Below are 19,634 nucleotides of genomic sequence, written 5' to 3' on the forward strand. Positions count from 1 at the left end.
ACAAGGGGGCGCGCATGCTTTCCTCCGAGGTGGGCGGGGGTTTGCCGCCCCGGCGCGCAGGGCAGGGACGGCGCGCGGACGCCTGCGGTTTGCGGACGCACGCGGGCCGGGGTCGTGAATCCCCGTCCCCGCCGCGGCCGTTGGGCCCGCGGACACCGACTCCCCGCCCTGGAGGGACGCATGGACACCGGCCGCCCCACGAGGATGGACACCGGCAGGCTCGCGCGGCTCGCCGAGGAACCGGTCGACCACCGGTTCAAGGGGCTGCCGCCGGACGCCGAGGGCCTGCTGGCCGGCCAACTCGCGGCGCAGCAGCGCAACTTGTACACCGGCGGCTTCACCACCCCCGTCCTCACGCTCTCCGCCGAGGACCTGGAGCACAACCTCCGCCTGATGGAGGGCTACGCCGCCGGGCACGGGCTCTCCTTCGCCCCGCACGGCAAGACCACCATGGCGCCGCAGCTGTTCCAGCGCCAGTTCGCGCACGGCGCCTGGGGGATCACCCTCGCGGTGCCCCACCAGGTGCGTGTGGCACGGGAGTTCGGGGCGCCGGTGGTCCTCCTCGCCAACGAGGTCGTGGACCGCGCCGCCCTGCACTGGCTCTCCGCCGAAGTCGACCGCGACCCCGGCTTCCGCCTGCTCTGCTACGTCGACTCGGTGCGCGGCGTCGCCCTGATGGACGAGGCCCTGCGCGGCCGGAACCGCCCCTTCGAGGTGATGGTCGAGCTGGCCGCCGGGGACGAGGCGCGCACCGGCGTACGCGGCGAGGCGGAGGCGCTCACGGTGGCCCGCGCCGTCGCGGCCACCGGCACCCTGCGGCTCACCGGTGTCGCCGGATACGAGGCGGACCTGCCCGGGGCGAGCCCGGCGACGGTACGCGCCTGGCTGGACCGGCTCCTCGGCCTCGCCCAACTCCTGGACGGCGAGGGGCTGTTCGCCGGGGCCGAGGAGATCGTGGTGAGCGCGGGCGGCAGCTCCTGGTTCGACGCGGTCGCGGCGGCCTTCGCCCGGCTGCCCGCCCTGTCCCGCCCGGTGCGCAAGGTGCTGCGCTCCGGCGCCTATGTGAGCCACGACGACGGCCGCTACCAGGAGTCCACCCCCTTCAACCGGATCCCCGAGGAGGGCGCGCTGCGGCCCGCGCTGCGGCTGTGGGCCCAGGTCGTCTCCCGGCCCACCCCCGAGCAGGCCTTCCTCAACGCGGGCAAGCGGGATGTCTCGTACGACATGGGGCTGCCGGTGCCGCTCCTCGTGCGCTCGGCGCGGGACGGGGCGGAGCGGGCGGCCGAGGGCATCGAGGTCAGCAGGCTCTCGGATCAGCACGCCTGGCTGCGTACCGCTCCGGACTGCGGGATCGAGGTGGGCGACTGGGTGGCGCTCGGGCTCTCGCATCCGTGCACGGTCTTCGAGAAGTGGCCGCTGATCCCGGTGGTACGGCGCGGGGGCGCGGTGGTGGAGTACGTCCGCACGTTCTTCTGAACGTTCCTCTGGGGGCGCGCCCTGCCGCCTGCCGGAGGCCGAGCGCGGGCCTCGGGTGCCGCGGCGGCGGGCTCAGCGCACCCCGCGTGGCCGGAACTGGACGCTGATCCGCGCTCCTCTGGCCCCGCCCGCCTTGGGCACCGCGTGTTCCCAGGTGCGCTGGCAGGAGCCGCCCATGATCAGCAGATCGCCGTGGCCCAGCGGGCGGCGCAGCGCGGTGCGGCCGCCGCCGCGGGGGCGCAGCAGCAGGTCCCGGGGCTCGCCGAGGGAGAGGATGGCGACCAGGGTGTCCTCGCGGGCGCCGCGGCCCTCGGGGTCCGGACCGCGCGAGCCCCGCCGGGGGTTCCCGGAGCGGTCGCCGTGCCAGGCCACGCTGTCGCGGCCGTCGCGGTAGAGGCAGAGCCCGGCGGTGACGAAGGGCTCGCCGAGTTCGGCCTGGTAGTGGGCGCTCAAGGCCTCGCGGGCCGCGGTGAGCGCGGGGTGCGGCAGCGGTTCCCCGGCGCCGTAGAAGCAGAGCAGCCGGGGGACGTCCACGGTCCGCTCGTACATCCGGCGGCGCTCGGCCCGCCAGGGCACCTCGGTCCGCAGCCGGGCGAAGAGCGCGTCCGCGCCGCCGAGCCAGCCCGGCAGCTCCTCGATCCAGGCGCCGTCGGACAGCTCGGTGCGCGCGAGGCCGGTCAGGGGTGCCTGCCGGATCTCGTCGCCCTGGTCGAAGAGGGAGGCCTGGAGGTGCTCCATGGCTCCAGGCTAACGCGAGAACCGAACAGGTGAGCGAACAGCTTCGGCCGGTGCTGCCGGACCGGGCCCGGCGGGCGCCCGCCCCGGTTCCCGGGTGGCGCAAAACACGGAGCGCCGGGCGTTACCGGCCCGTATCCTCACGGACATGCAGCTCATCCAGTCGACCAAGCTCGCCAACGTCTGCTACGAGATCCGCGGCCCGGTTCTCGAAGAGGCGATGCGGCTGGAAGCGGCGGGGCACCGCATCCTCAAGCTGAACACCGGCAACCCGGCCGCCTTCGGCTTCGAGTGCCCGCCGGAGATCCTGGAGGACATGCTCCGCAACCTCTCCGGGGCGCACGGCTACGGCGACGCCAAGGGCCTGCTCGCCGCCCGCCGCGCGGTGGTGATGCACAACCAGACCCTCGGCATCGAGACCGACGTGGAGTCCGTCTTCATCGGCAACGGCGTCTCCGAGCTGATCGTCATGGCGATGCAGGCGCTGCTCGACGACGGCGACGAGGTCCTCGTCCCGGCCCCCGACTACCCGCTGTGGACCGCCGCCGTCTCGCTGTCCGGCGGCACGGCCGTGCACTACCGCTGCGACGAGCAGGCGGACTGGATGCCCGACCTCGCCGACCTGGAGCGGAAGATCACCGACCGCACCAAGGCGCTGGTGATCATCAACCCGAACAACCCCACGGGCGCCGTGTACAGCGAGGAGATGCTCCGCTCGCTCACCGACATCGCCCGCCGCCACAACCTCCTGGTCTGCTCCGACGAGATCTACGACAAGATCCTCTACGAGGACGCCGTCCACACCCCCACCGCCGCCATCGCCCCCGACCTCCTCACGCTGACCTTCAACGGCATGTCGAAGGCGTACCGGGTGGCCGGTTACCGCGTCGGCTGGATGTCCGTCTCGGGACCGCGCCAGCATGCCGACTCGTACATCGAGGGCCTGACGATCCTGGCCAATATGCGGCTGTGCGCCAATATGCCGGGCCAGCACGGGGTGGTCGCCGCGCTCAGCGGGCGGCAGACCATCAGCGACCTGGTCCTGCCGGGCGGGCGCCTCATCGAGCAGCGGGACGCCGCGTACGAGCTGCTCACCCAGATCCCCGGGGTCAGCTGCGTCAAGCCGAAGGGCGCGCTCTACCTCTTCCCGCGCCTGGACCCGAAGGTCTTCAAGATCAAGGACGACCGGCAGATGGTCCTCGACCTGCTGCGCGCCGAGAAGATCATGGTCGTGCACGGTACGGGCTTCAACTGGCCCGAGCCCGACCACTTCCGCATCGTCACCCTGCCCACCGCGGCCGACCTCACCGACGCGGTGACCCGGATCGGCCACTTCCTGGACGGGTACGGGCAGCACTGAGGAGCCCGTAGCCACGGACGTACCGCTCCCTCAACTCGGCGGCCAGGAAGGCCGGTTCGTACGGGCGCGCCCTGATCAGCCCAGGCGGCCGAGCCCGGAGCCGACATCGTCGAAGTCCATCGCGGGCACCAGCGTGAGCTGCGCGCCGAGCCGGTCGAAGAGCGGTTCCGCGATCGACGGGATGTCGGAGGTCTGCTCCAGGTCGAAGAACATGAGCGCCGTGCGCTTGCCCTGGAGGGCCACGAAGTAGGCGGCCTCCGGCTTGAGTCGGTCCATCGTCGCCTGCATGATCTCGGGCAGCGAGCCGCTCGCGACCGCCCCGCTCGCCTTCTCGGTGTCCATCTGCGCCATCAGCAGCATCCGCATGGCACCCGCACCTCGCCGATCCGCGGACCGCGTCTCCCCCGGCCGCCGCTCCCTGCCCGGCGGACGGCGGCGCGGTCGTCCGTGGCATCCATCGTCCCGCCGCCGGTGATGCGTGGGCAGCCCACACTGTTCGCCGCCCCGCTCCCGCCCGCCCTCTTGACTACTACGGGATTCCGCACCTTCACCCTCCGACACCCCTCAACTTTAGACTCAATCCAAGCTAAGATGACGTCCTGAAGGCTTCGGGCCGGAGAGTCACGGGCGAAGAGTTCCGAGCCGGGAAGAAGCCGGGCCGAAGAGTCTGGGAGGCCATCCATGTACGACCCGATCCGCACCAAGTCGGTCCACTCGATGGCCGGCGGGCAGGACGACGCCTACCCCCACCGCAGCCGTGAGGAGGAGCTGGACATCCAGCTCGCCGGGCATCTCGCCGCCCTGCTCGCCGTCACCGACGAGCTCGGGGACGAGAGCGCCGCCGCGCGCATCGCCGAGCAGCTCACCCGGCTCCGCGGCGCCCCACCCGTCCGGCACCCGGACCCCGGCGAGGGCGACACCGCCTCGCTGCATCACCGGGCCCACGCCCTCGCGGGCCGCGCCCTGGTCGTCGCCGCCTCCCGGGCCGACACCGCGGCCGCGATCCTCGCCGCCGAGCGGATGGACGCGCACACCGCGGCCCTGGCCGCACTCCGCCCGGCCGCGGCCTGAGCCCGGCTCCCGCACCCGAGTCCCGCTCCCCCACCCGGGCCCGGCTCCCGCACCTGAGTCCGGCCCCGTACGCACACGGCCCCATACGTGCCTGACCCCGCCGAAGGACCGGCGGGGTCAGGCACGTACAGCCGCTGGGCGGGAGCGGGACTCAGCCGAGGCGCTCCACCAGGGCCCGGTACTCGTCCCACAGCTCCTTCGGCGTGTGGTCGCCGAAGGTGTTCAGGTGCTCGGGGACCAGGGAGGCCTCCTCGCGCCAGATCTCCTTGTCGACCGTGAGCAGGAACTCCAGGTCGGCCTCGGAGAGGTCGAGGCCCTCGGTGTCCAGGGCGGCCTTGGTCGGCAGCACGCCGATCGGGGTGTCGACACCCTCGGCGCGGCCGTCGAGCCGGTCGACGATCCACTTCAGTACGCGGCTGTTCTCGCCGAAGCCGGGCCAGACGAACTTGCCGGCCTCGTTCTTGCGGAACCAGTTCACGTAGTAGATCTTCGGCAGCTTGGCGGCGTCCTTGCCCTTGGCGACGTCGACCCAGTGGCCCATGTAGTCGCCCATGTTGTAGCCGCAGAACGGCAGCATCGCGAAGGGGTCGCGGCGCAGCTCGCCGACCTTGCCCTCGGCGGCGGCGGTCTTCTCGGAGGCGACGTTCGCGCCGAGGAAGACCCCGTGGTTCCAGTCGAAGGACTCGGTGACCAGCGGCACCGCGCTGGCCCGGCGCCCGCCGAAGAGGATCGCCGAGATCGGCACGCCCTTCGGGCTCTCCCACTCCGGCGCGATGATCGGGCACTGCGCGGCCGGGGTGGTGAAGCGGGCGTTCGGGTGCGCGGCCGGGACGCCGGACTCGGGGGTCCAGTCGTTGCCCTTCCAGTCGGTCAGATGGGCCGGGGTCTCCTCCGTCATGCCCTCCCACCACACGTCGTTGTCGTCGGTGAGCGCGACATTGGTGAAGACCGAGTTGCCCCAGAGCGTCTTCATGGCGTTGGCGTTGGTGTGCTCGCCGGTGCCGGGGGCGACGCCGAAGAAGCCGGCCTCCGGGTTGATCGCGTAGAGGCGGCCGTCCTCGCCGAAGCGCATCCAGGCGATGTCGTCACCGATGGTCTCGACGGTCCAGCCGGAGATCGTCGGCTCCAGCATCGCGAGGTTGGTCTTGCCGCAGGCGGAGGGGAAGGCCGCCGCGACGTACTTCGACTCCCCCTGCGGCGGGGTCAGCTTGAGGATGAGCATGTGCTCGGCGAGCCAGCCCTCGTCGCGGGCCATCACCGAGGCGATGCGCAGCGCGTAGCACTTCTTGCCGAGCAGGGCGTTGCCGCCGTAGCCGGAGCCGAAGGACCAGATCTCGCGGTCCTCGGGGAAGTGCGAGATGTACTTGGTGGTGCTGCACGGCCACGGCACGTCCTCGTCCTCTTCGGCGAGCGGGGCGCCGACGGTGTGCACGGCCTTCACGAAGAAGCCGTCCTCACCGAGCTGGTCGAGGACCTCCTGGCCCATCCGGGTCATGGTGCGCATGGAGACGGCGACGTAGGCGGAGTCGGTGATCTCGACGCCCAGCGCGGACAGCGGCGAACCCAGCGGGCCCATGCAGAAGGGGACGACGTACATGGTGCGCCCGCGCATCGAGCCGCGGAAGATGCCTCCGTCGCCGTCCTTGCCCTGGAAGACCTCGCGCATCTCGGCGGGCGCCTTCCAGTGGTTGGTCGGGCCCGCGTCCTCCTCCTTCGCCGAGCAGATGAAGGTCCGGTCCTCGACGCGGGCGACGTCGGTCGGGTCGGAGGCGGCGTAGTAGGAGTTGGGGCGCTTGACCGGGTCCAGCTTTCTGAAGGTGCCCTTGGCCACGAGCTCATCGGCGAGGCGCTCGTACTCCGCCTCGGTTCCGTCGCACCAGACCACCTTGTCCGGCTGGGTCAGTTCGGCGATCTCGTTCACCCAGGCGATGAGGCCCTGATGACGGGTGGGGACGGTGGGAGCCGCGATGTCGCGCGCCACGATTGCTCCTAAGTGAGGGATTTTGAGGGTGAGTGCCCCGTTGTGGAGATGAGTGCCCCGTGGGGGCCGCGACCCGGATGCTTCGTGACCGCTCATCCGGTGCCGCCTGCTCTCATTTGAGATCATGCGACGGACGTGTTCATCTGTCCAGAGGGCGTCACACTTGAGCGGAGTGAGCATCACCACTTCCCTCAGCTCACCGAGACGCGCATACCGCCGACTTACGGTGCCGTAGGTACGATCGGCCTATGAGCTCTCCCGCCCCAGACTCGATCGGGACGACCGCAGCGCCTCGTCCCTCCTCGCCCGCCGGGCAGTCCACCGACTCCCCGGCCAAGGCCGCCGCCCTCCAGACGGCCGCCCTGATCAAGCCGCATCTGCGCGGATGGCTGCATGCGGGCATGTTCCCGGCCGTGGTCATCGCGGGCCTCGTGCTCACCGCGCTCGCCGACTCCCCCCGGGGCCGGATCGCCTGCGGCATCTACACGCTGACGGCCTGCCTGCTCTTCGGCGTGAGCGCCCTCTACCACCGCGGCAACTGGGGCCCGCGCGCCGACGGCGTGCTGCGCAGGCTCGACCACGCCAACATCTTCCTGATCATCGCGGGCACCTACACCCCGCTGACGATCCTGCTGCTGCCCGGCGGCAAGGGGCAGTGGCTGCTCTGGGGTATCTGGGCGGCCGCCGCGGCGGGCATCCTCTTCCGGGTCTTCTGGGTCGGCGCCCCGCGCTGGCTCTACACCCCCTGCTACATCGCGATGGGCTGGGCGGCCGTCTTCTACCTCCCCGACTTCATGCGGACCGGCGGCATCGCCGTCCTGGTCCTGGTGGTCGTCGGCGGCCTCCTCTACAGCGCGGGCGGCGTCATCTACGGCGTCAAGCGCCCGAACCCCTCCCCGCGCTGGTTCGGCTTCCACGAGGTCTTCCACTCCTTCACCCTCGCGGCCTTCGTCGTGCACTACGTGGGCATCTCCCTGGTGGCCTACCAGCACGCCTGAGCGGCACCCGGCGGCCCCGGCGACCGGCGGGAAATCCCCCGGCCACCGGGGCCGCCGCATGTCATCCTGGCCCGGTGAACGGTCCGGAGATCCACATCCGATTCGCCCCCGGGCCGGCCCTGTTCGTGCCGCACCACCGCCGCGCCGGGACCACCGCGCTGCGCACCGACGGCGTCTCCACCCTCGGCCATGTCGTCGAATCGGCCGGGGTACCGCTCACCGAGGCCGGGACCCTGCTGGTGGACGGCCGCCCGGTCGAGCCCTCCCACGTACCCGCCGCCGGGGAGCACATCGAAGTACGCGCCGTGACCCGCCCCCAGCGGCTGCCGGGCGCCCCGCTGCGCTTCCTGCTCGACGTCCACCTCGGCACGCCGGCCCGGCGGCTGCGGCTGCTCGGCGTGGACGCCGCGTACGAGTCGGAGGACATCGGCGACCCCGCCCTCGCCACCCGCTCCGCCGCCGAGCGCCGGGTCCTGCTCAGCCGGGACCGCGGCCTGCTGCGCCGCCGCGAACTCTGGGCCGGCGCCTACGTCTACAGCGACCGCCCCGAGGAGCAACTCCGCGACGTACTGGGCCGCTTCACTCCTCGCCTCGACCCCTGGACCCGCTGCACCGCCTGCAACGGCCTGCTCCGCGCGGCCGGCAAGGAGGAGGTGGCCGACCGCCTGGAGGGCGGCACCCGCAGCGGCTACGAGGTCTTCGCCCGGTGCACGGCCTGCGCACGGGTGTACTGGCGCGGCGCCCACCACGAACAGCTGGAGTCGATCGTGGCGGGGGCGGTGGCGGAGTTCGGCTGAGGGGCGGTGGGCCGGCCGCCTTCGCGCGCGACCCGCCCCGGCCGACGGTTCCTCAGCCCTCCGCCGTCTCCCGTACCCCCACCTGCTCCGCCAGTACGGCCGCGCTCGTGGTCGGTGCCTGGCAGACGAAGCCCCGGCAGACGTACGCGGTCGGGGCGCCGTCGACCAGGGGCCGGTCGGCGAGCAGCGGGAGTTCCCCGCTGCCGGGGCCGCCCGCGGCGACGACCGCTCCGGGCGCGGTGCCGAGCAGCGCGAGGCGGTGGAGTGCGCCGCCGCTGCCGCCGACCACGGCGATCTCGCGGGGGCCGTCGAGCAGCGCCTCGGCCACCGCGAGCCCGTGCCCGATGAAGCGCGGCACCCGGGGGCCGAGCACCCGGACCACCCCGAGGGCGCGTTCGGCGGCGATGCGGTGGGCCGCGGAGCCGGTCTGCGCCGCGTACGAGAGCAGGGCGCCCGCGGCGGCGGTCCAGCCGGAGGGGGTGGCGTTGTCGGTGGGGTCCTGCGGGCGGCGGATGAGTTCCTCGGCGTCCGTGGCGGTGTCGAAGAGGGCGCCGGAGTCCGCGTCCGCGAACTGGCCGAGCACATGGTCGAGCAGGAAGCCCGCGAACTCCAGCCAGACCCCCTCCCCGGTCACCGCGGCCAGCGCGAGGAAGCCCTCGGCCACGTCCCCGTAGTCCTCCAGGACCCCCGCGTTCGTACCCGCCCTGCCGTCCTTGGAGGTACGGGTCAGTCGCGCGTGCTCGTCCAGGTGCAGCCGTACCAGCAGGTCGGCGGCGCAGACCGCGGCCTCCACCAGGTCGGGGCGGTCGAAGTAGGCGCCGGTCTCGGCGAGGGCGGCGACGGCGAGGCCGTTCCAGGCCGCGACCACCTTGTCGTCGCGGCCGGGGGCGGGGCGCTCGGCACGGGCGGCGAGCAGCCGCTCCCGGATCGACTCGATCTGCCCCGCCTCGGCCATCAGGCCGTCCTTGCGCGGGAGTTGGAGGACCGAGGCGCCCTTGCCGCCCTCGCTGAAGGTCCCCTGGACGCTCACCCCGAAGTACTCGGCGGCGAAGACCGCGTCCTTGTCCCCGAGCACGGCCCGCAACTCCTGCGGCGTCCATACGTAGTAGGCGCCCTCCTCGTGGGCGTGGCTGCCCTCGGGCGCGTCGGCGGGCTCGCTGTCGGCGTCGAGCGCGGAGGCGAACCCGCCCTCCGCGGTGCGCAGTTCGCGGACCATGAAGTCGGCGGTCTCCAGCGCCACGCGCTTGGCGAGCGGGGAGCCGGTGGACCGCCACAGGTGCGCGTAGGCGCGGCAGAGCAGGGCGTTGTCGTAGAGCATCTTTTCGAAGTGCGGCACCACCCACTCCCGGTCCACGCTGTACCGGGCGAATCCGCCGCCGAGTTGGTCGTAGATCCCGCCGCGGGCCATCGCCTCGCAGGTGTCCTCGGCCATCTGCAGCGCACCCTCGGAACCGGTACGCGCATGGTGGCGCAGCAGGAACTCGACGACCATGGACGGCGGGAACTTGGGCGCCCCGCCGAAGCCGCCGTGCGCGGTGTCGTAGTCCCGCGTGAGCGCGAGCAGCGCCGCCGCCTGCTCCTCGGGGCCGGGTGCGGTGCCGTCGCCGTAGGAGATCTCCCGCTCGGACAGGTCCTCCACGATCTTCGCGGCAACCTCGTCGACTTCCCCGCGCCGGGTCCGCCAGGCCTGGCTGACCCCGTCGAGCACCTGCCGGAAACCGGGCATGCCGTGCCGCGGCTCCGGCGGAAAGTACGTACCGAAGTAGAAGGGCCGCGCCTCCGGCGTCAGAAACACCGTCATCGGCCACCCGCCCTGCCCGGTCGCCGCCTGCACGGCCTCCATGTAGACCGCGTCGACATCGGGCCGCTCCTCCCGGTCCACCTTGACGTTCACGAAGTGCTCGTTGAGATAGGCGGCGGTCTGCGCGTCCTCGAAGCTCTCGGTGGCCATGACGTGGCACCAGTGGCAGGCGGAGTATCCGACGGACAGCAGCACCGGCACATCCCGGCGTTGCGCTTCGGCCAGTGCCTCCTCTCCCCAGGGCCACCAGTCGACGGGGTTGTCGGCGTGCTGGAGGAGGTAGGGCGACTGGGAGTGAGCCAGGCGGTTCATGTCGGCATCGTTGCACGACCGGGATCCTCGGGCCCACCTCGCGAGGCCGGTTCCGGCGTTCCCCGGCCGCGGCGGTGGCCGAGACCTCAGGAGTTCCGGGCCGCTTCGAGGTGGCCGAGTTCGGTGGCGACGGCCTCCTTCAGGAGGGTGCGCGCGTGGTCGATGGCGAGGCCTCCGCTCAGCCAGCGCATGCTGAGCCCCTCGACCAGGGCGGTCAGCCGCTCTGCCGCGGCGGCGAGGGCGGCGGCCGGGGACAAGGGGTGGACCCGGCCGAGGAGGGCGGCGATCTCCTGCACCCAGACCAGGGTGGCGCGGGCGAGGTCTTCGCGCAGCACGGGCTCGAAGACAGCGCTCGCCCGGAGCTCCCCCCAGGCGGAACTGTTCTCCTCGACCTCCGGCGTGTCCTGGAGTTCGAGCAGCAGGGCATGCTCCAACTCCTCGCGGGGGCCGAGAGGTTCGGCACCGGCCGGGCGGTCCTGGGTGTAGCGCGCGGCCCGGTCGTTGATGAAGGCCAGGGTGTGACGCAGGATCCCGGTGCGGTCCTTGAAGTGGTAGTAGATCAGCCCCGTGGACACTCCAGCCTCGGCCGCGAGCTCCTCGACACGCAGTCCTCGTACCCCGCGTCGGGCGATCATCCGTGCGGCCGCTTCGAGGATCTGCGTACTGCGAGAAGCCATCTTCCGCCCTTCGATCTCGCACCGTCCGTACTGACTGAAACTTTAGTCCGGTGCGATCCGTGCGGACGGGCGGGCCCCGGCCGGGGGCACCCGGTCCGGCAGTGGAGCGGCAGCTGAGCGCTGTCCGTGCCCGGGCGAGGAATCGGGACGAGGAATCGGGACGTCGCGTCCACGTGGTCGTCGGTGACACGATCACTCCGGACTGTTTGACTGAAAATTCAGTCAGTGTCAGAGTGGGGCCAAGTCCCGGAGTGGGGCCGAGTCACTGCATCCGCCTTGCCCGGAGCCCGCGGTTCCAGGAGTCCCCTTGCAGGAGGGGCCACTTCCGGGAGGGGCCGCCCACCGAACCCCTGGGAGTTCTCCGTGTCCCCTGAGCCGACGTCCCGCCGCAGCGTTCTGCGCACCTTCGCCGGTGTCGGCGTGTTCGCCTTCGGGGCAGCCGCCTGCGGCCCCGAGGAGGGCGGGGGTGGCGACGTCACCCCGGCGTCCGCCGGTGCCCGGCACTTCGGTGCCGAATGGGAGAGCCACACCCGGACGTTCATGTCCTGGCCCGCTCTGCGGTCGGTGTGGGGTGAGGACCTGCCGTACGTCCGCGAGGACATCGCCCGTGTGGCGCGCGCGGTCGCGGAGTACGAGGAGGTCGTGATGATGGCCCGGCCGGGTCAGGTGGACACGGCGCAGCGGGCCTGCGGTTCCCAGGTCGAGGTGATCCCGCTCGCGGTCGACGATCTGTGGGCGCGGGACACCGTGCCCGTGTTCGTCGAGGAGTCGGGCAGGACCCTGGGGGTCGACTTCCGCTTCAACGGCTGGGGCGACAAGCAGGTCCACGACAATGACGGCACGGTCGGGCGCCGGCTGCTCGCCGAGTACGGGATCGCGCGCGCCAAGGCTCCGCTGGTCGGCGAGGGCGGCTCGTTCGAGACGGACGGCGAGGGCACGCTGCTGCTGACCGAGAGTTCGCTGGTCAACAGGAACCGCAACCCCGGCAGAAGCCGTGCCCGGATCGAGGCCGAACTCAAGAGCGCCCTCGGTGTGCGGAAGGTGATCTGGCTGGCCGGGGTGCGGGGCCAGGACATCACCGACGCCCATGTCGACAGCCTCGTCCGCTTCACGGCGCCCGGAGTGGTCCTGGTCGACAGGGCCGCGCCCGGAAGCCCGCCGGACGTCTGGTCGCGCTCGGCGGACCAGGCACGGAAGGTGCTGCGCGAGGCGACCGACGCCCGGGGCCGGAAGCTGGAGGTGATCGATCTGCCGCAGCCCGACCCGGGCAGGATCACCGGAGCCGGTGACGACTTCGTCTCCACCTACGCCAACTTCTACGTGGCCAACGACGCGCTGTTCATGCCCGGTTTCGGCGACACCAGGGCCGACGACCGGGCCGAGGCGATCCTCCAGGAGCAGTTCCCGGACCGCGACATCGTGCGGGTACGCATCGACACCATCGCCTCCGGCGGGGGCGGCATCCACTGCGCGACCCACGACCAGCCGGGCAGACCCGCCGCGTGAGCGGGCCCCGGCGATCGGCACCCGGCTCACCACCTCGTCCCCGCTGAGCGGGCGCAGCGATCCGGTCCCCGACTCGCCCCGGAGCCGCTCCCCCGCCCCAAGGCGCCGCCGCGGTGCGTACCACCCCCACGCGTACGCACCGCGGCGGCGCCGTTCGCTGCCCCGGACCGAGGTGAGGAAGCGGCTCAACGCCCTTCCGGATGTTCGGATTTCCCCAGGGCGTATTGCGGCCCCGCCGGTTTCCCCCGAGGCATTGCTCCGTCCCCCTGCTGCTCCCCCCACCCCATTCCCCCGCCGACCGGAATTCCGCAATCCGCCCCCGCGCCCCGTCGTTTTCCCTCGTGCTTTCCGCTCTCCGGGGCTCCCTCTGCAGCCCGGGACCGCCCCGCGACGCACGGTGAACGATGTCTCCGGCACCGGACCGGGGGCCCGTTTTCGTGGTCCCCGTAGAGGGGTGAAGGCCGTGGCGCACAGCCGCGTACCCCTCGTCGACCAGGGAGAAGAGTCCGCTGAGACGTCCATCTCAGCGGCTTGTAAGCGGACTTCCAGAGCAGTCTGACACCGTAATCGTGCCTGGGTACGTACGCCCGGAGAGATATCCGAAGCCGCTCCGCGCAAACGGTCGTCGACCGTCGTGGAGACACTGCCCCGCGCAGGCTCGAATACCGCTCTGCGCCACAGCTTCAAGCCCGTCGAAGAGGGAGCGGAAAGAAATTCCTGAGCGCCGCGGAGAAGGGCGGTGCGCAGCGGAGAAGCACGGCCGGTGTCCGACGAGTTCATCCGAGTGAAGGGAAGTACCCACCAATGGCGGAGACGACGAAGGCTGAGCAACCGGCCGCCCACGAGCCGAAGTACACGTACCCGATTCCGCGCACCTCGCCCAATGAGCCCCCGTGCCAGTACGCGCAGCTGCGGACCGAGGAGCCGGTCTGCCCCATCGCGCTGCCGACCGGGCACCCGGCCTGGCTGGTGACCCGCTACGAGGACGTGAAGACGGTGCTCGCGGATCCGCGGTTCAGCCGTGAGGCGCTCTTCCGCGACGGTGCTCCGCGTGCGCAGCTGGTGGAGCCCGACTCGTCCAGCCTGATCAGCATGGACCCGCCGCGCCACTCGGTGCTGCGGAATCTGACGAACCGTGAGTTCTCGCCGCGCCGCGCGGAGGCCATGCGCCCGCGGATCCAGGAGATCGTCGACCGGCTCCTCGACGACATGGCCGAGATGACCGGCCCGGTGGACCTCAACGCGACCCTGGCCCGCCCCCTCGCCCTCCAGGTGATCTGCGAGCTGCTCGGCATCCCGTACGAGGACCAGCACCTCTTCGGCGCCTGGTGCGACCACTTCATGTCGCTGACCAAGTACACGGCCGAAGAGATCGTGCGCTCCAACACCGAGATGCGGAACTACATCGCCGATCTGGCCGCCCAGAAGCGCGAGAAGCCCGGTGAGGACCTGCTGAGCAAGCTGGTCCACTCGATGGACAACGAACAGACCATCACCCACGAGGAGTTGATCAGCACCGGCGTCATGTTCCTGCTCGCGGGACACGACACCACGGTGACCGTCACCGGCGGCGGCGCGGTGCTGCTGCTGCGCAACCCGGAGCAACTCCGCCTGATCCAGCAGGACATGTCGCTGATGGACCAGGCCTGCGAGGAGATCATCCGCATGGTCACCCCGGGCGACGGCACCTTCATCCGGATCACGCTGGAGGACGTGGAGCTCTCCGGCACCACGATCCCGGCCAACTCCGCGGTGATCGCGCCGATCAGCGCCGCCAACCGCGACGACTCCGTCTTCGAGAACCCGGACACCTTCGACGTCCACCGCAAGGACAACAAGCACATCGGGTTCGCCTACGGCACGCACTTCTGCGCGGGTTCGGCGCTGGCACGCGCCGAGATCCAGATCGCCATGAAGTCGCTCTTCACCCGCTTCCCCGACCTGCGCCTGCACGTCGACGCCGAGGACCTGCGCTGGCGGATGACCGCCGCCCTCGGCGGCTATGAGGAGATCCCCGTCATATGGTGACCGGAACCACCCGGCACCACCGCATCTGCCCGCTGTGCGAGGCGGGTTGCGGGCTCAGTGTCGACATCGAGGGCAGACGCGCCGTCAAGGTGCGCGGCGCCCGGGACGACGTGTTCAGCAAGGGGTACGCCTGTCCCAAGGGGATCTCCCTGGGCGAGATCGACCAGGACCCCGAGCGGTGCCACGCGCCCCTGGTCCGGCAGCCGGACGGCCGGTTCGCCGAGGTCACCTGGGACGAGGCCTTCGCCGAAGTGGCGCGGGGCCTCGGCCGGGTGGCCGAGCAGCACGGCAAGGACGCGGTGGCGCTGTACTACGGCAACCCCGTGATCCACACGGTGGGCATCCCGCTGCACGTGACCCCCATGCGCCAGGCCATGCAGAGCCGCAACGTCTACAGCTCCAGCACGGTCGACCAGATGCCCAAGAACGTCTCGGCGGGGCTGATGTTCGGCGACCCCTGGGCGATTCCGGTACCCGACATCGACCGCACCGACCATCTGCTGATCCTCGGCGCCAATCCGCTGGTGTCCAACGGCAGCCTGTGGACGGTGCCCGATCTGCCGGGCCGCATCCGGGCGTTGAAGGCGCGCGGCGGACGGCTGGTGGTGGTCGATCCGCGGCGTACCCGTACGGCGGAGGTCGCGGACCAGCACGTGACGATACGTCCGGGGACCGACGCGCTGCTGCTCTTCGCCCTGGTGCACACGCTCTTCGACGAGGGGCTCACCGCTCCGCTCGACCCCGCGCGCTACGCCGGTGAGGAGCAACTGCGGGAAGCGGCGAAGGAGTTCAGCCCCGAGGCGGTGGCGGAGGTGTGCGGTACGACCCCCGACACCCTCCGGGGTCTCGCCCGGGAGCTGGCCGCCGCGGACTCGGCCGCCGTGTACGCGCGGATGGGCACCACCGCCGTCGCCTTCGGCACCGTGGCCAGTTGGCTGGTGGACGTGGTCAACGCCCTCACCGGCAACCTGGACCGGCCCGGCGGCGCGATGTTCGGCGAGGCGCAGCACAACGCGCTGCGCCCGACGGGGCCGCTCGCCCTCGGCCGCTGGCACAGCAGGGTGCGCGGGCTCCCGGAGGTGCTCGGCGAGCTCCCGGCGGCCACCCTCGCCGACGAGATCGACACCCCCGGCGAGGGGCAGGTGCGGGCCCTGGTGGCCATCGCCTGCAATCCGGTGCTCGGCGCGCCCAACGGCGAGCGTCTGGACCGCTCGCTCGCGGACCTGGACTTCATGGTGGCGGTCGACCCGTACGTCAACGAGACGACACGGCACGCGCATGTCATCCTGCCGCCGCCGCGCGTACTGGAGTCGGAGCACTTCGACATCGTGCTCTCCCGGCTCGCGGTGCGCCGGGTGGCCCGCTACTCGCCCCCTCTGCTGCCGCGTGAGGAGGGCCGGCCGAGCGAGGCGGAGATCCTCGCCAAGCTGACCCTCATCCTCTCCGGCGCGGGGCCCGAGGCGGATCCGGCCTCCCTGGACTCACTGATCATCGACAAGATCCTGGGCGCCGTGGTCGCGGCGCCGGGCTCACCGCTGGCGGGCCGCGACCCCGCCGAGCTGAAGGCGCAGCTGACCGGCGAGGACAGCACCGAGCGGCGGATCGACCTGATGCTGCGGCTGGGCGCCTTCGGTGACGCCTTCGGGCTGCGTCCCGACGGGGTGAACCTGGCGGTGCTGCGGGAGCGGCCGGAGGGCATGGACTTCGGGCCGCTGCGCCCCCGGCTCGCCGAGATCGTGGGCGCCGACTCGCGGGTGGCGCTCTTCCCGGAGCCGGTGGCGGGCGACCTGCCCCGCCTGGTGGAGTTCCTCGCGGCGGAGCGCGAACGAGGTGCAGGAAGCTTCCTGCTGGTGGGCCGGCGCCATCTGCGCTCGACCAACAGCTGGACGCACAACATCGCCGCGCTCTCCGGCGGCACCAACCACTGCGCCCTGGAGATCAACGCGGAGGACGCGCGCCGGCTCGGCATCGGGCCCGGCGACGAGGTGACGGTACGGGGCAGGGCGGGCGCGGTGGTGGCGCTCGCCGAGCCCACCGACCGGGTCGGGCCGGGAGTGGTGAGCCTGCCGCACGGCTGGGGCCACGGCCGGGACGGCACGCGGATGGCGCATGCGGCGAAGGCGCCGGGGGTGAATGTGAACGCTCTCACCGACGAACTGGTCGTCGACCCCCTCTCGGGCAACGCGGTCTTCAACGCGGTGCCGGTGGAGGTCTCACCCGGGCGGGGTGATCTGCACCGGTGCTGAGTAGTACGGAAGTGCTGAGCAGTACGGAAGGGTCTCCCGCCGCCGAGCGCTGGGAGCTGCTGCTGCCGCACCGTGAGCGGCTGTACCGGCTGGCCCGGCTGCGGCTGACCGGGCATCAGGACGTCGAGGACTGCGTACAGGAGGCGCTGCTGCGGGCCGCGGCCTACCGCGACCTGGACGAGGAGCGGGTGGGTCCCTTCCTCACCTCGATCACGCTGCGCCTGTGCGTGGACGTCTACCGGCGCAGGGAGCGCACCCGCAAGCTCCTCCACCAGCACTCCTTCGTGCCGGAGACCGCCTCGGGGCCGGAGGAGGCGGCCTGCGCGGCGGCCGAGGGCGCCTGGATGCTCCAGCAGGTGCAGCGCCTGGAGGGCCAGGAGCGCGAGGTGATCCTGGCGCGCATCGAGGGCACCAGCACCCGGGAGGCCGCAGGCCGCCTCGGCATCTCCATCAAGGCCGCGGAGGGCGCCTTCACCCGGGCCCGCGCCCGCCTGCGCCGCTGGCACGGGGCGAGCCTGACCAGCGGCTGAACGACCGCGAGCGCCACCGGAGTCACGGCAGGCACAGCACGGCGGCCATGAGACGGAGCAGCCGCCCTGTTCCCGGGTACGCGACGGGAGCGGGGCGGCTTGTGTGTGCCCGTGCACAGGACCCCTTGCCTGAACAGGGCCCCCGTACAGGCCCGTACGCGATTCCCCGCACACCGGCGCGCGCACGCACGCGCACGGGGCACGGGGCACGCGTACGCGCCCATGCGTGAGCCCGGGTACGGCCCGTGAGCGGGTCCGTACCCGGGTGTGTACGCGGATGTGTCCGCGGAAGGGTGCTACGCGCCGATCGCGTGGACCCCGCCGTCGACGTGGACGATCTCGCCGGTGGTCTTGGGGAACCAGTCCGAGAGGAGGGCCACCACGCCGCGGCCGGCGGGCTCCGGGTCCTCCACGTCCCACTCCAGCGGGGAGCGGTGGTTCCACACGCTCCGGATGTCCGCGAAGCCCGGGATGGACTTCGCCGCCATCGAGTTGAGCGGACCGGCCGAGACCAGGTTGCAGCGGACCTTCCGCTTCCCCAGGTCCCGTGCCAGATAGCGCGAGGTCGCCTCCAGGGCCGCCTTCGCCGGGCCCATCCAGTCGTACTGCGGCCAGGCGAACTGCGCGTCGAAGGTCAGGCCGACCACCGCCCCGCCCTCCTCGGGCATCAGCGGCAGGCAGGCCATGGTCAGCGACTTGAGCGAGTACGCGGAGACGTGCATCGCGGTCGCCACCGAGGCGAACGGGGTGTGGAGGAAGTTCCCGCCCAGCGCGTCCTGCGGTGCGAAGCCGATCGAGTGGACCACCCCGTCCAGGCCGCCCAGTTCGGCGTGGACCAGGTCCTCCAGACGGGCCAGGTGCTCGTCGTCGGAGACGTCCAGCTCGACCACGGCCGCCGGTCGGGGCAGCCGCTGGGCCACCCGCTCGGTCAGGCTGGGGCGGGGGAAGGCGGTCAGCATGACCTCCGCGCCCTGCTCCTGAGCCAGCCGCGCCGCGTGGAAGGCGATGGACGACTCCAGGAGCACACCGGTGACCAGGATGCGCTTGCCGTCGAGGATTCCGCCCATCAGTGCCCCATGCCTATGCCGCCGTCGACCGGGATGACGGCTCCGGTGATGTACGAGGCCTCCTCGGAGGCGAGGAAGACCGCGGCCGCCGCGATCTCCTCGGGGTGCGCGTACCTGCCCAGCGGCACCTGCTCCAGGATCCGGGAGCGCTGCTCCTCGTTGAGCGCGCGGGTCATGTCGGTGTCGACATAGCCGGGCGCGACGACGTTGAAGGTGAGGTTGCGCGAGCCCAGCTCGCGGGCGAGCGAGCGCGCGAAGCCCACCAACCCGGCCTTGGAGGCGGCGTAGTTGGCCTGCCCCGCGGAGCCGAGCAGTCCCACCACCGAGGAGATCAGCACCACGCGGCCCTTCTTGGCCCGCAGCATCCCGAAGGTGGCGCGCTTGACCACCCGGAAGGCACCGGTGAGATTGGTGTCGATGACGGAGGTGAAGTCCTCCTCGGACATCCTCAGCATCAACTGGTCGCGGGTCACCCCGGCGTTGGCGATCAGCACCTCGACCGGGCCGTGGTTCTCCTCGACCTCCTTGTAGGCCCGCTCGACCTGCTCGGGGTCGGTGATGTCGCACTGGACGGGGAGCAGTCCCTCGGCCCGCAGGTCCGCCGGGTCACCCGTGCGGTACGTGATCGCGGTCCGGTCGCCGGCCGCGGCGAAGGCACGGGCGACGGCCAGGCCGATGCCGCGGTTTCCTCCGGTGACGAGGATCGAACGCCCGCCCATCAGCCCGCCACACCCTGCGGCTCCAGGGCGGACACCAGCGCGGAGTCGTGTCCGTACGGTCCCGAGGAGGCGGCGCCGCCGGGGGAGCCGACGGTCTCGAAGAACTCGACGGTGGACTGGTGGAAGCCCTGCCACCGGCCGGGGAGGTCCGACTCGAAGAAGACGGCCTCCACCGGGCACACCGGCTCACAGGCCCCGCAGTCGACGCACTCGTCCGCGTGGATGTACAGGGCCCGCTGCCCCTCGTAGATGCAGTCCACCGGGCATTCCTCGATACAGGACTTGTCCTTGACGTCGACACAGGGCTGGGCGATCACATAGGTCATGGAA

17 protein-coding genes are annotated in these 19,634 nt (G+C 71.9%); 9 read left to right on the plus strand and 8 right to left on the minus strand.

All coding sequences use genetic code 11. The features are described from left to right. The first annotated feature begins 180 nt into the window (after positions 1-180). Positions 181-1,476, plus strand: a complete 1,296-nt coding sequence (locus tag HFV08_RS03620) for an amino acid deaminase (RefSeq protein ID WP_246341487.1) — start codon at positions 181-183, stop codon at positions 1,474-1,476. A 72-nt stretch (positions 1,477-1,548) separates the two neighbouring features. Here HFV08_RS03620 and HFV08_RS03625 read toward each other — a convergent pair whose 3' ends face one another. Continuing rightward, positions 1,549-2,214 (minus strand): alpha-ketoglutarate-dependent dioxygenase AlkB, encoded by a 666-nt coding sequence (locus HFV08_RS03625; protein ID WP_168535811.1) that lies wholly within the window; start codon positions 2,212-2,214, stop codon positions 1,549-1,551. A gap of 145 nt (positions 2,215-2,359) precedes the next feature. On the opposite strand from HFV08_RS03625, the gene HFV08_RS03630 reads away from it, so the two are divergent. Continuing rightward, complete coding sequence (locus tag HFV08_RS03630) at positions 2,360-3,571, plus strand: pyridoxal phosphate-dependent aminotransferase (protein WP_168535813.1); 1,212 nt, start codon at positions 2,360-2,362, stop codon at positions 3,569-3,571. A 75-nt stretch (positions 3,572-3,646) separates the two neighbouring features. Here the strand turns inward: HFV08_RS03630 and HFV08_RS03635 are convergent, their stop codons facing one another. Next, positions 3,647-3,937: a hypothetical protein gene (locus HFV08_RS03635; RefSeq protein ID WP_168535815.1), complete on the minus strand. Its 291-nt coding sequence runs from the start codon at positions 3,935-3,937 to the stop codon at positions 3,647-3,649. A 315-nt stretch (positions 3,938-4,252) separates the two neighbouring features. Between HFV08_RS03635 and HFV08_RS03640 the strand changes: the two genes are divergently transcribed. Further along, positions 4,253-4,642, plus strand: a complete 390-nt coding sequence (locus HFV08_RS03640) for an SCO4983 family protein (protein WP_168535817.1) — start codon at positions 4,253-4,255, stop codon at positions 4,640-4,642. 151 nt (positions 4,643-4,793) lie between these two features. Here the strand turns inward: HFV08_RS03640 and HFV08_RS03645 are convergent, their stop codons facing one another. Next, positions 4,794-6,623: a phosphoenolpyruvate carboxykinase (GTP) gene (locus tag HFV08_RS03645; protein WP_168535819.1), complete on the minus strand. Its 1,830-nt coding sequence runs from the start codon at positions 6,621-6,623 to the stop codon at positions 4,794-4,796. Between the two features lie 248 nt (positions 6,624-6,871). Here HFV08_RS03645 and trhA point away from each other — a divergent pair, with 248 nt between their 5' ends. Next, the gene (gene trhA / locus HFV08_RS03650; protein ID WP_168535821.1) at positions 6,872-7,621 is read left to right on the plus strand and encodes a PAQR family membrane homeostasis protein TrhA; all 750 of its coding nucleotides are present in this window, start codon (positions 6,872-6,874) and stop codon (positions 7,619-7,621) included. A gap of 74 nt (positions 7,622-7,695) precedes the next feature. Further along, a complete protein-coding gene (locus HFV08_RS03655) occupies positions 7,696-8,418 on the plus strand; it encodes a Mut7-C RNAse domain-containing protein (protein WP_168535823.1) in 723 nt (240 codons plus the stop codon). A gap of 52 nt (positions 8,419-8,470) precedes the next feature. Here the strand turns inward: HFV08_RS03655 and HFV08_RS03660 are convergent, their stop codons facing one another. Both HFV08_RS03660 and HFV08_RS03665 read right to left on the minus strand, forming a co-directional pair. Further along, positions 8,471-10,531, minus strand: a complete 2,061-nt coding sequence (locus HFV08_RS03660; protein WP_168535825.1) for a thioredoxin domain-containing protein — start codon at positions 10,529-10,531, stop codon at positions 8,471-8,473. An 86-nt stretch (positions 10,532-10,617) separates the two neighbouring features. Continuing rightward, on the minus strand, positions 10,618-11,208 hold the full coding sequence (locus tag HFV08_RS03665) for a TetR/AcrR family transcriptional regulator (RefSeq protein ID WP_168535827.1): 591 nt from the start codon (positions 11,206-11,208) through the stop codon (positions 10,618-10,620). Between the two features lie 363 nt (positions 11,209-11,571). Here HFV08_RS03665 and HFV08_RS03670 point away from each other — a divergent pair, with 363 nt between their 5' ends. The 4 genes from HFV08_RS03670 (at position 11,572) to HFV08_RS03685 (ending at position 17,518) form a co-directional block, all read left to right on the plus strand. Then, positions 11,572-12,714 (plus strand): agmatine deiminase family protein, encoded by a 1,143-nt coding sequence (locus HFV08_RS03670; protein WP_168535829.1) that lies wholly within the window; start codon positions 11,572-11,574, stop codon positions 12,712-12,714. Positions 12,715-13,518: 804 nt separating this feature from the next. Next, positions 13,519-14,742, plus strand: a complete 1,224-nt coding sequence (locus HFV08_RS03675; RefSeq protein ID WP_168535831.1) for a cytochrome P450 — start codon at positions 13,519-13,521, stop codon at positions 14,740-14,742. Then, complete coding sequence (locus HFV08_RS03680) at positions 14,736-16,988, plus strand: molybdopterin-dependent oxidoreductase (protein ID WP_168535833.1); 2,253 nt, start codon at positions 14,736-14,738, stop codon at positions 16,986-16,988. Before HFV08_RS03675 ends, HFV08_RS03680 begins: the two co-directional genes overlap by 7 nt. A gap of 11 nt (positions 16,989-16,999) precedes the next feature. Further along, positions 17,000-17,518 carry an RNA polymerase sigma factor gene (locus HFV08_RS03685; RefSeq protein ID WP_312885355.1) on the plus strand — a complete coding sequence of 173 codons (519 nt, stop codon included), beginning with the start codon at positions 17,000-17,002 and terminating at the stop codon, positions 17,516-17,518. A gap of 296 nt (positions 17,519-17,814) precedes the next feature. On the opposite strand, the gene fabI is transcribed toward HFV08_RS03685, so the two are convergent. From fabI to fdxA, 3 genes are read right to left on the minus strand one after another with little or no spacing between them, the layout of a single operon-like run. Further along, positions 17,815-18,585, minus strand: coding sequence for an enoyl-ACP reductase FabI (fabI, locus tag HFV08_RS03690; RefSeq protein ID WP_168535837.1), 771 nt, complete (start codon positions 18,583-18,585; stop codon positions 17,815-17,817). Then, the gene (fabG, locus tag HFV08_RS03695) at positions 18,585-19,304 is read right to left on the minus strand and encodes a 3-oxoacyl-[acyl-carrier-protein] reductase (RefSeq protein WP_168535839.1); all 720 of its coding nucleotides are present in this window, start codon (positions 19,302-19,304) and stop codon (positions 18,585-18,587) included. Before fabG ends, fabI begins: the two co-directional genes overlap by 1 nt. Further along, positions 19,304-19,630 carry a ferredoxin gene (gene fdxA / locus HFV08_RS03700; protein ID WP_168535841.1) on the minus strand — a complete coding sequence of 109 codons (327 nt, stop codon included), beginning with the start codon at positions 19,628-19,630 and terminating at the stop codon, positions 19,304-19,306. Before fdxA ends, fabG begins: the two co-directional genes overlap by 1 nt. Positions 19,631-19,634 lie beyond the last annotated feature (4 nt).

The organism is Streptomyces physcomitrii, assembly GCF_012273655.1.
Taxonomy (GTDB): Bacteria; Actinomycetota; Actinomycetes; order Streptomycetales; family Streptomycetaceae; genus Streptomyces; species Streptomyces physcomitrii.

Excerpts from the sequence above, each read along its gene's own strand:
- fabI (WP_168535837.1), bottom strand. The coding sequence starts at position 18,585 with ATGGGCGGAATCCTCGACGGCAAGCGCATCCTGGTCACCGGTGTGCTC.
- HFV08_RS03640 (WP_168535817.1), top strand. The coding sequence starts at position 4,253 with ATGTACGACCCGATCCGCACCAAGTCGGTCCACTCGATGGCCGGCGGG.
- HFV08_RS03680 (WP_168535833.1), top strand. The coding sequence starts at position 14,736 with ATGGTGACCGGAACCACCCGGCACCACCGCATCTGCCCGCTGTGCGAG.
- HFV08_RS03665 (WP_168535827.1), bottom strand. The coding sequence starts at position 11,208 with ATGGCTTCTCGCAGTACGCAGATCCTCGAAGCGGCCGCACGGATGATC.
- HFV08_RS03660 (WP_168535825.1), bottom strand. The coding sequence starts at position 10,531 with ATGAACCGCCTGGCTCACTCCCAGTCGCCCTACCTCCTCCAGCACGCC.
- HFV08_RS03630 (WP_168535813.1), top strand. The coding sequence starts at position 2,360 with ATGCAGCTCATCCAGTCGACCAAGCTCGCCAACGTCTGCTACGAGATC.
- fdxA (WP_168535841.1), bottom strand. The coding sequence starts at position 19,630 with ATGACCTATGTGATCGCCCAGCCCTGTGTCGACGTCAAGGACAAGTCC.
- fabG (WP_168535839.1), bottom strand. The coding sequence starts at position 19,304 with ATGGGCGGGCGTTCGATCCTCGTCACCGGAGGAAACCGCGGCATCGGC.
- trhA (WP_168535821.1), top strand. The coding sequence starts at position 6,872 with ATGAGCTCTCCCGCCCCAGACTCGATCGGGACGACCGCAGCGCCTCGT.
- HFV08_RS03675 (WP_168535831.1), top strand. The coding sequence starts at position 13,519 with ATGGCGGAGACGACGAAGGCTGAGCAACCGGCCGCCCACGAGCCGAAG.
- HFV08_RS03625 (WP_168535811.1), bottom strand. The coding sequence starts at position 2,214 with ATGGAGCACCTCCAGGCCTCCCTCTTCGACCAGGGCGACGAGATCCGG.
- HFV08_RS03635 (WP_168535815.1), bottom strand. The coding sequence starts at position 3,937 with ATGCGGATGCTGCTGATGGCGCAGATGGACACCGAGAAGGCGAGCGGG.
- HFV08_RS03620 (WP_246341487.1), top strand. The coding sequence starts at position 181 with ATGGACACCGGCCGCCCCACGAGGATGGACACCGGCAGGCTCGCGCGG.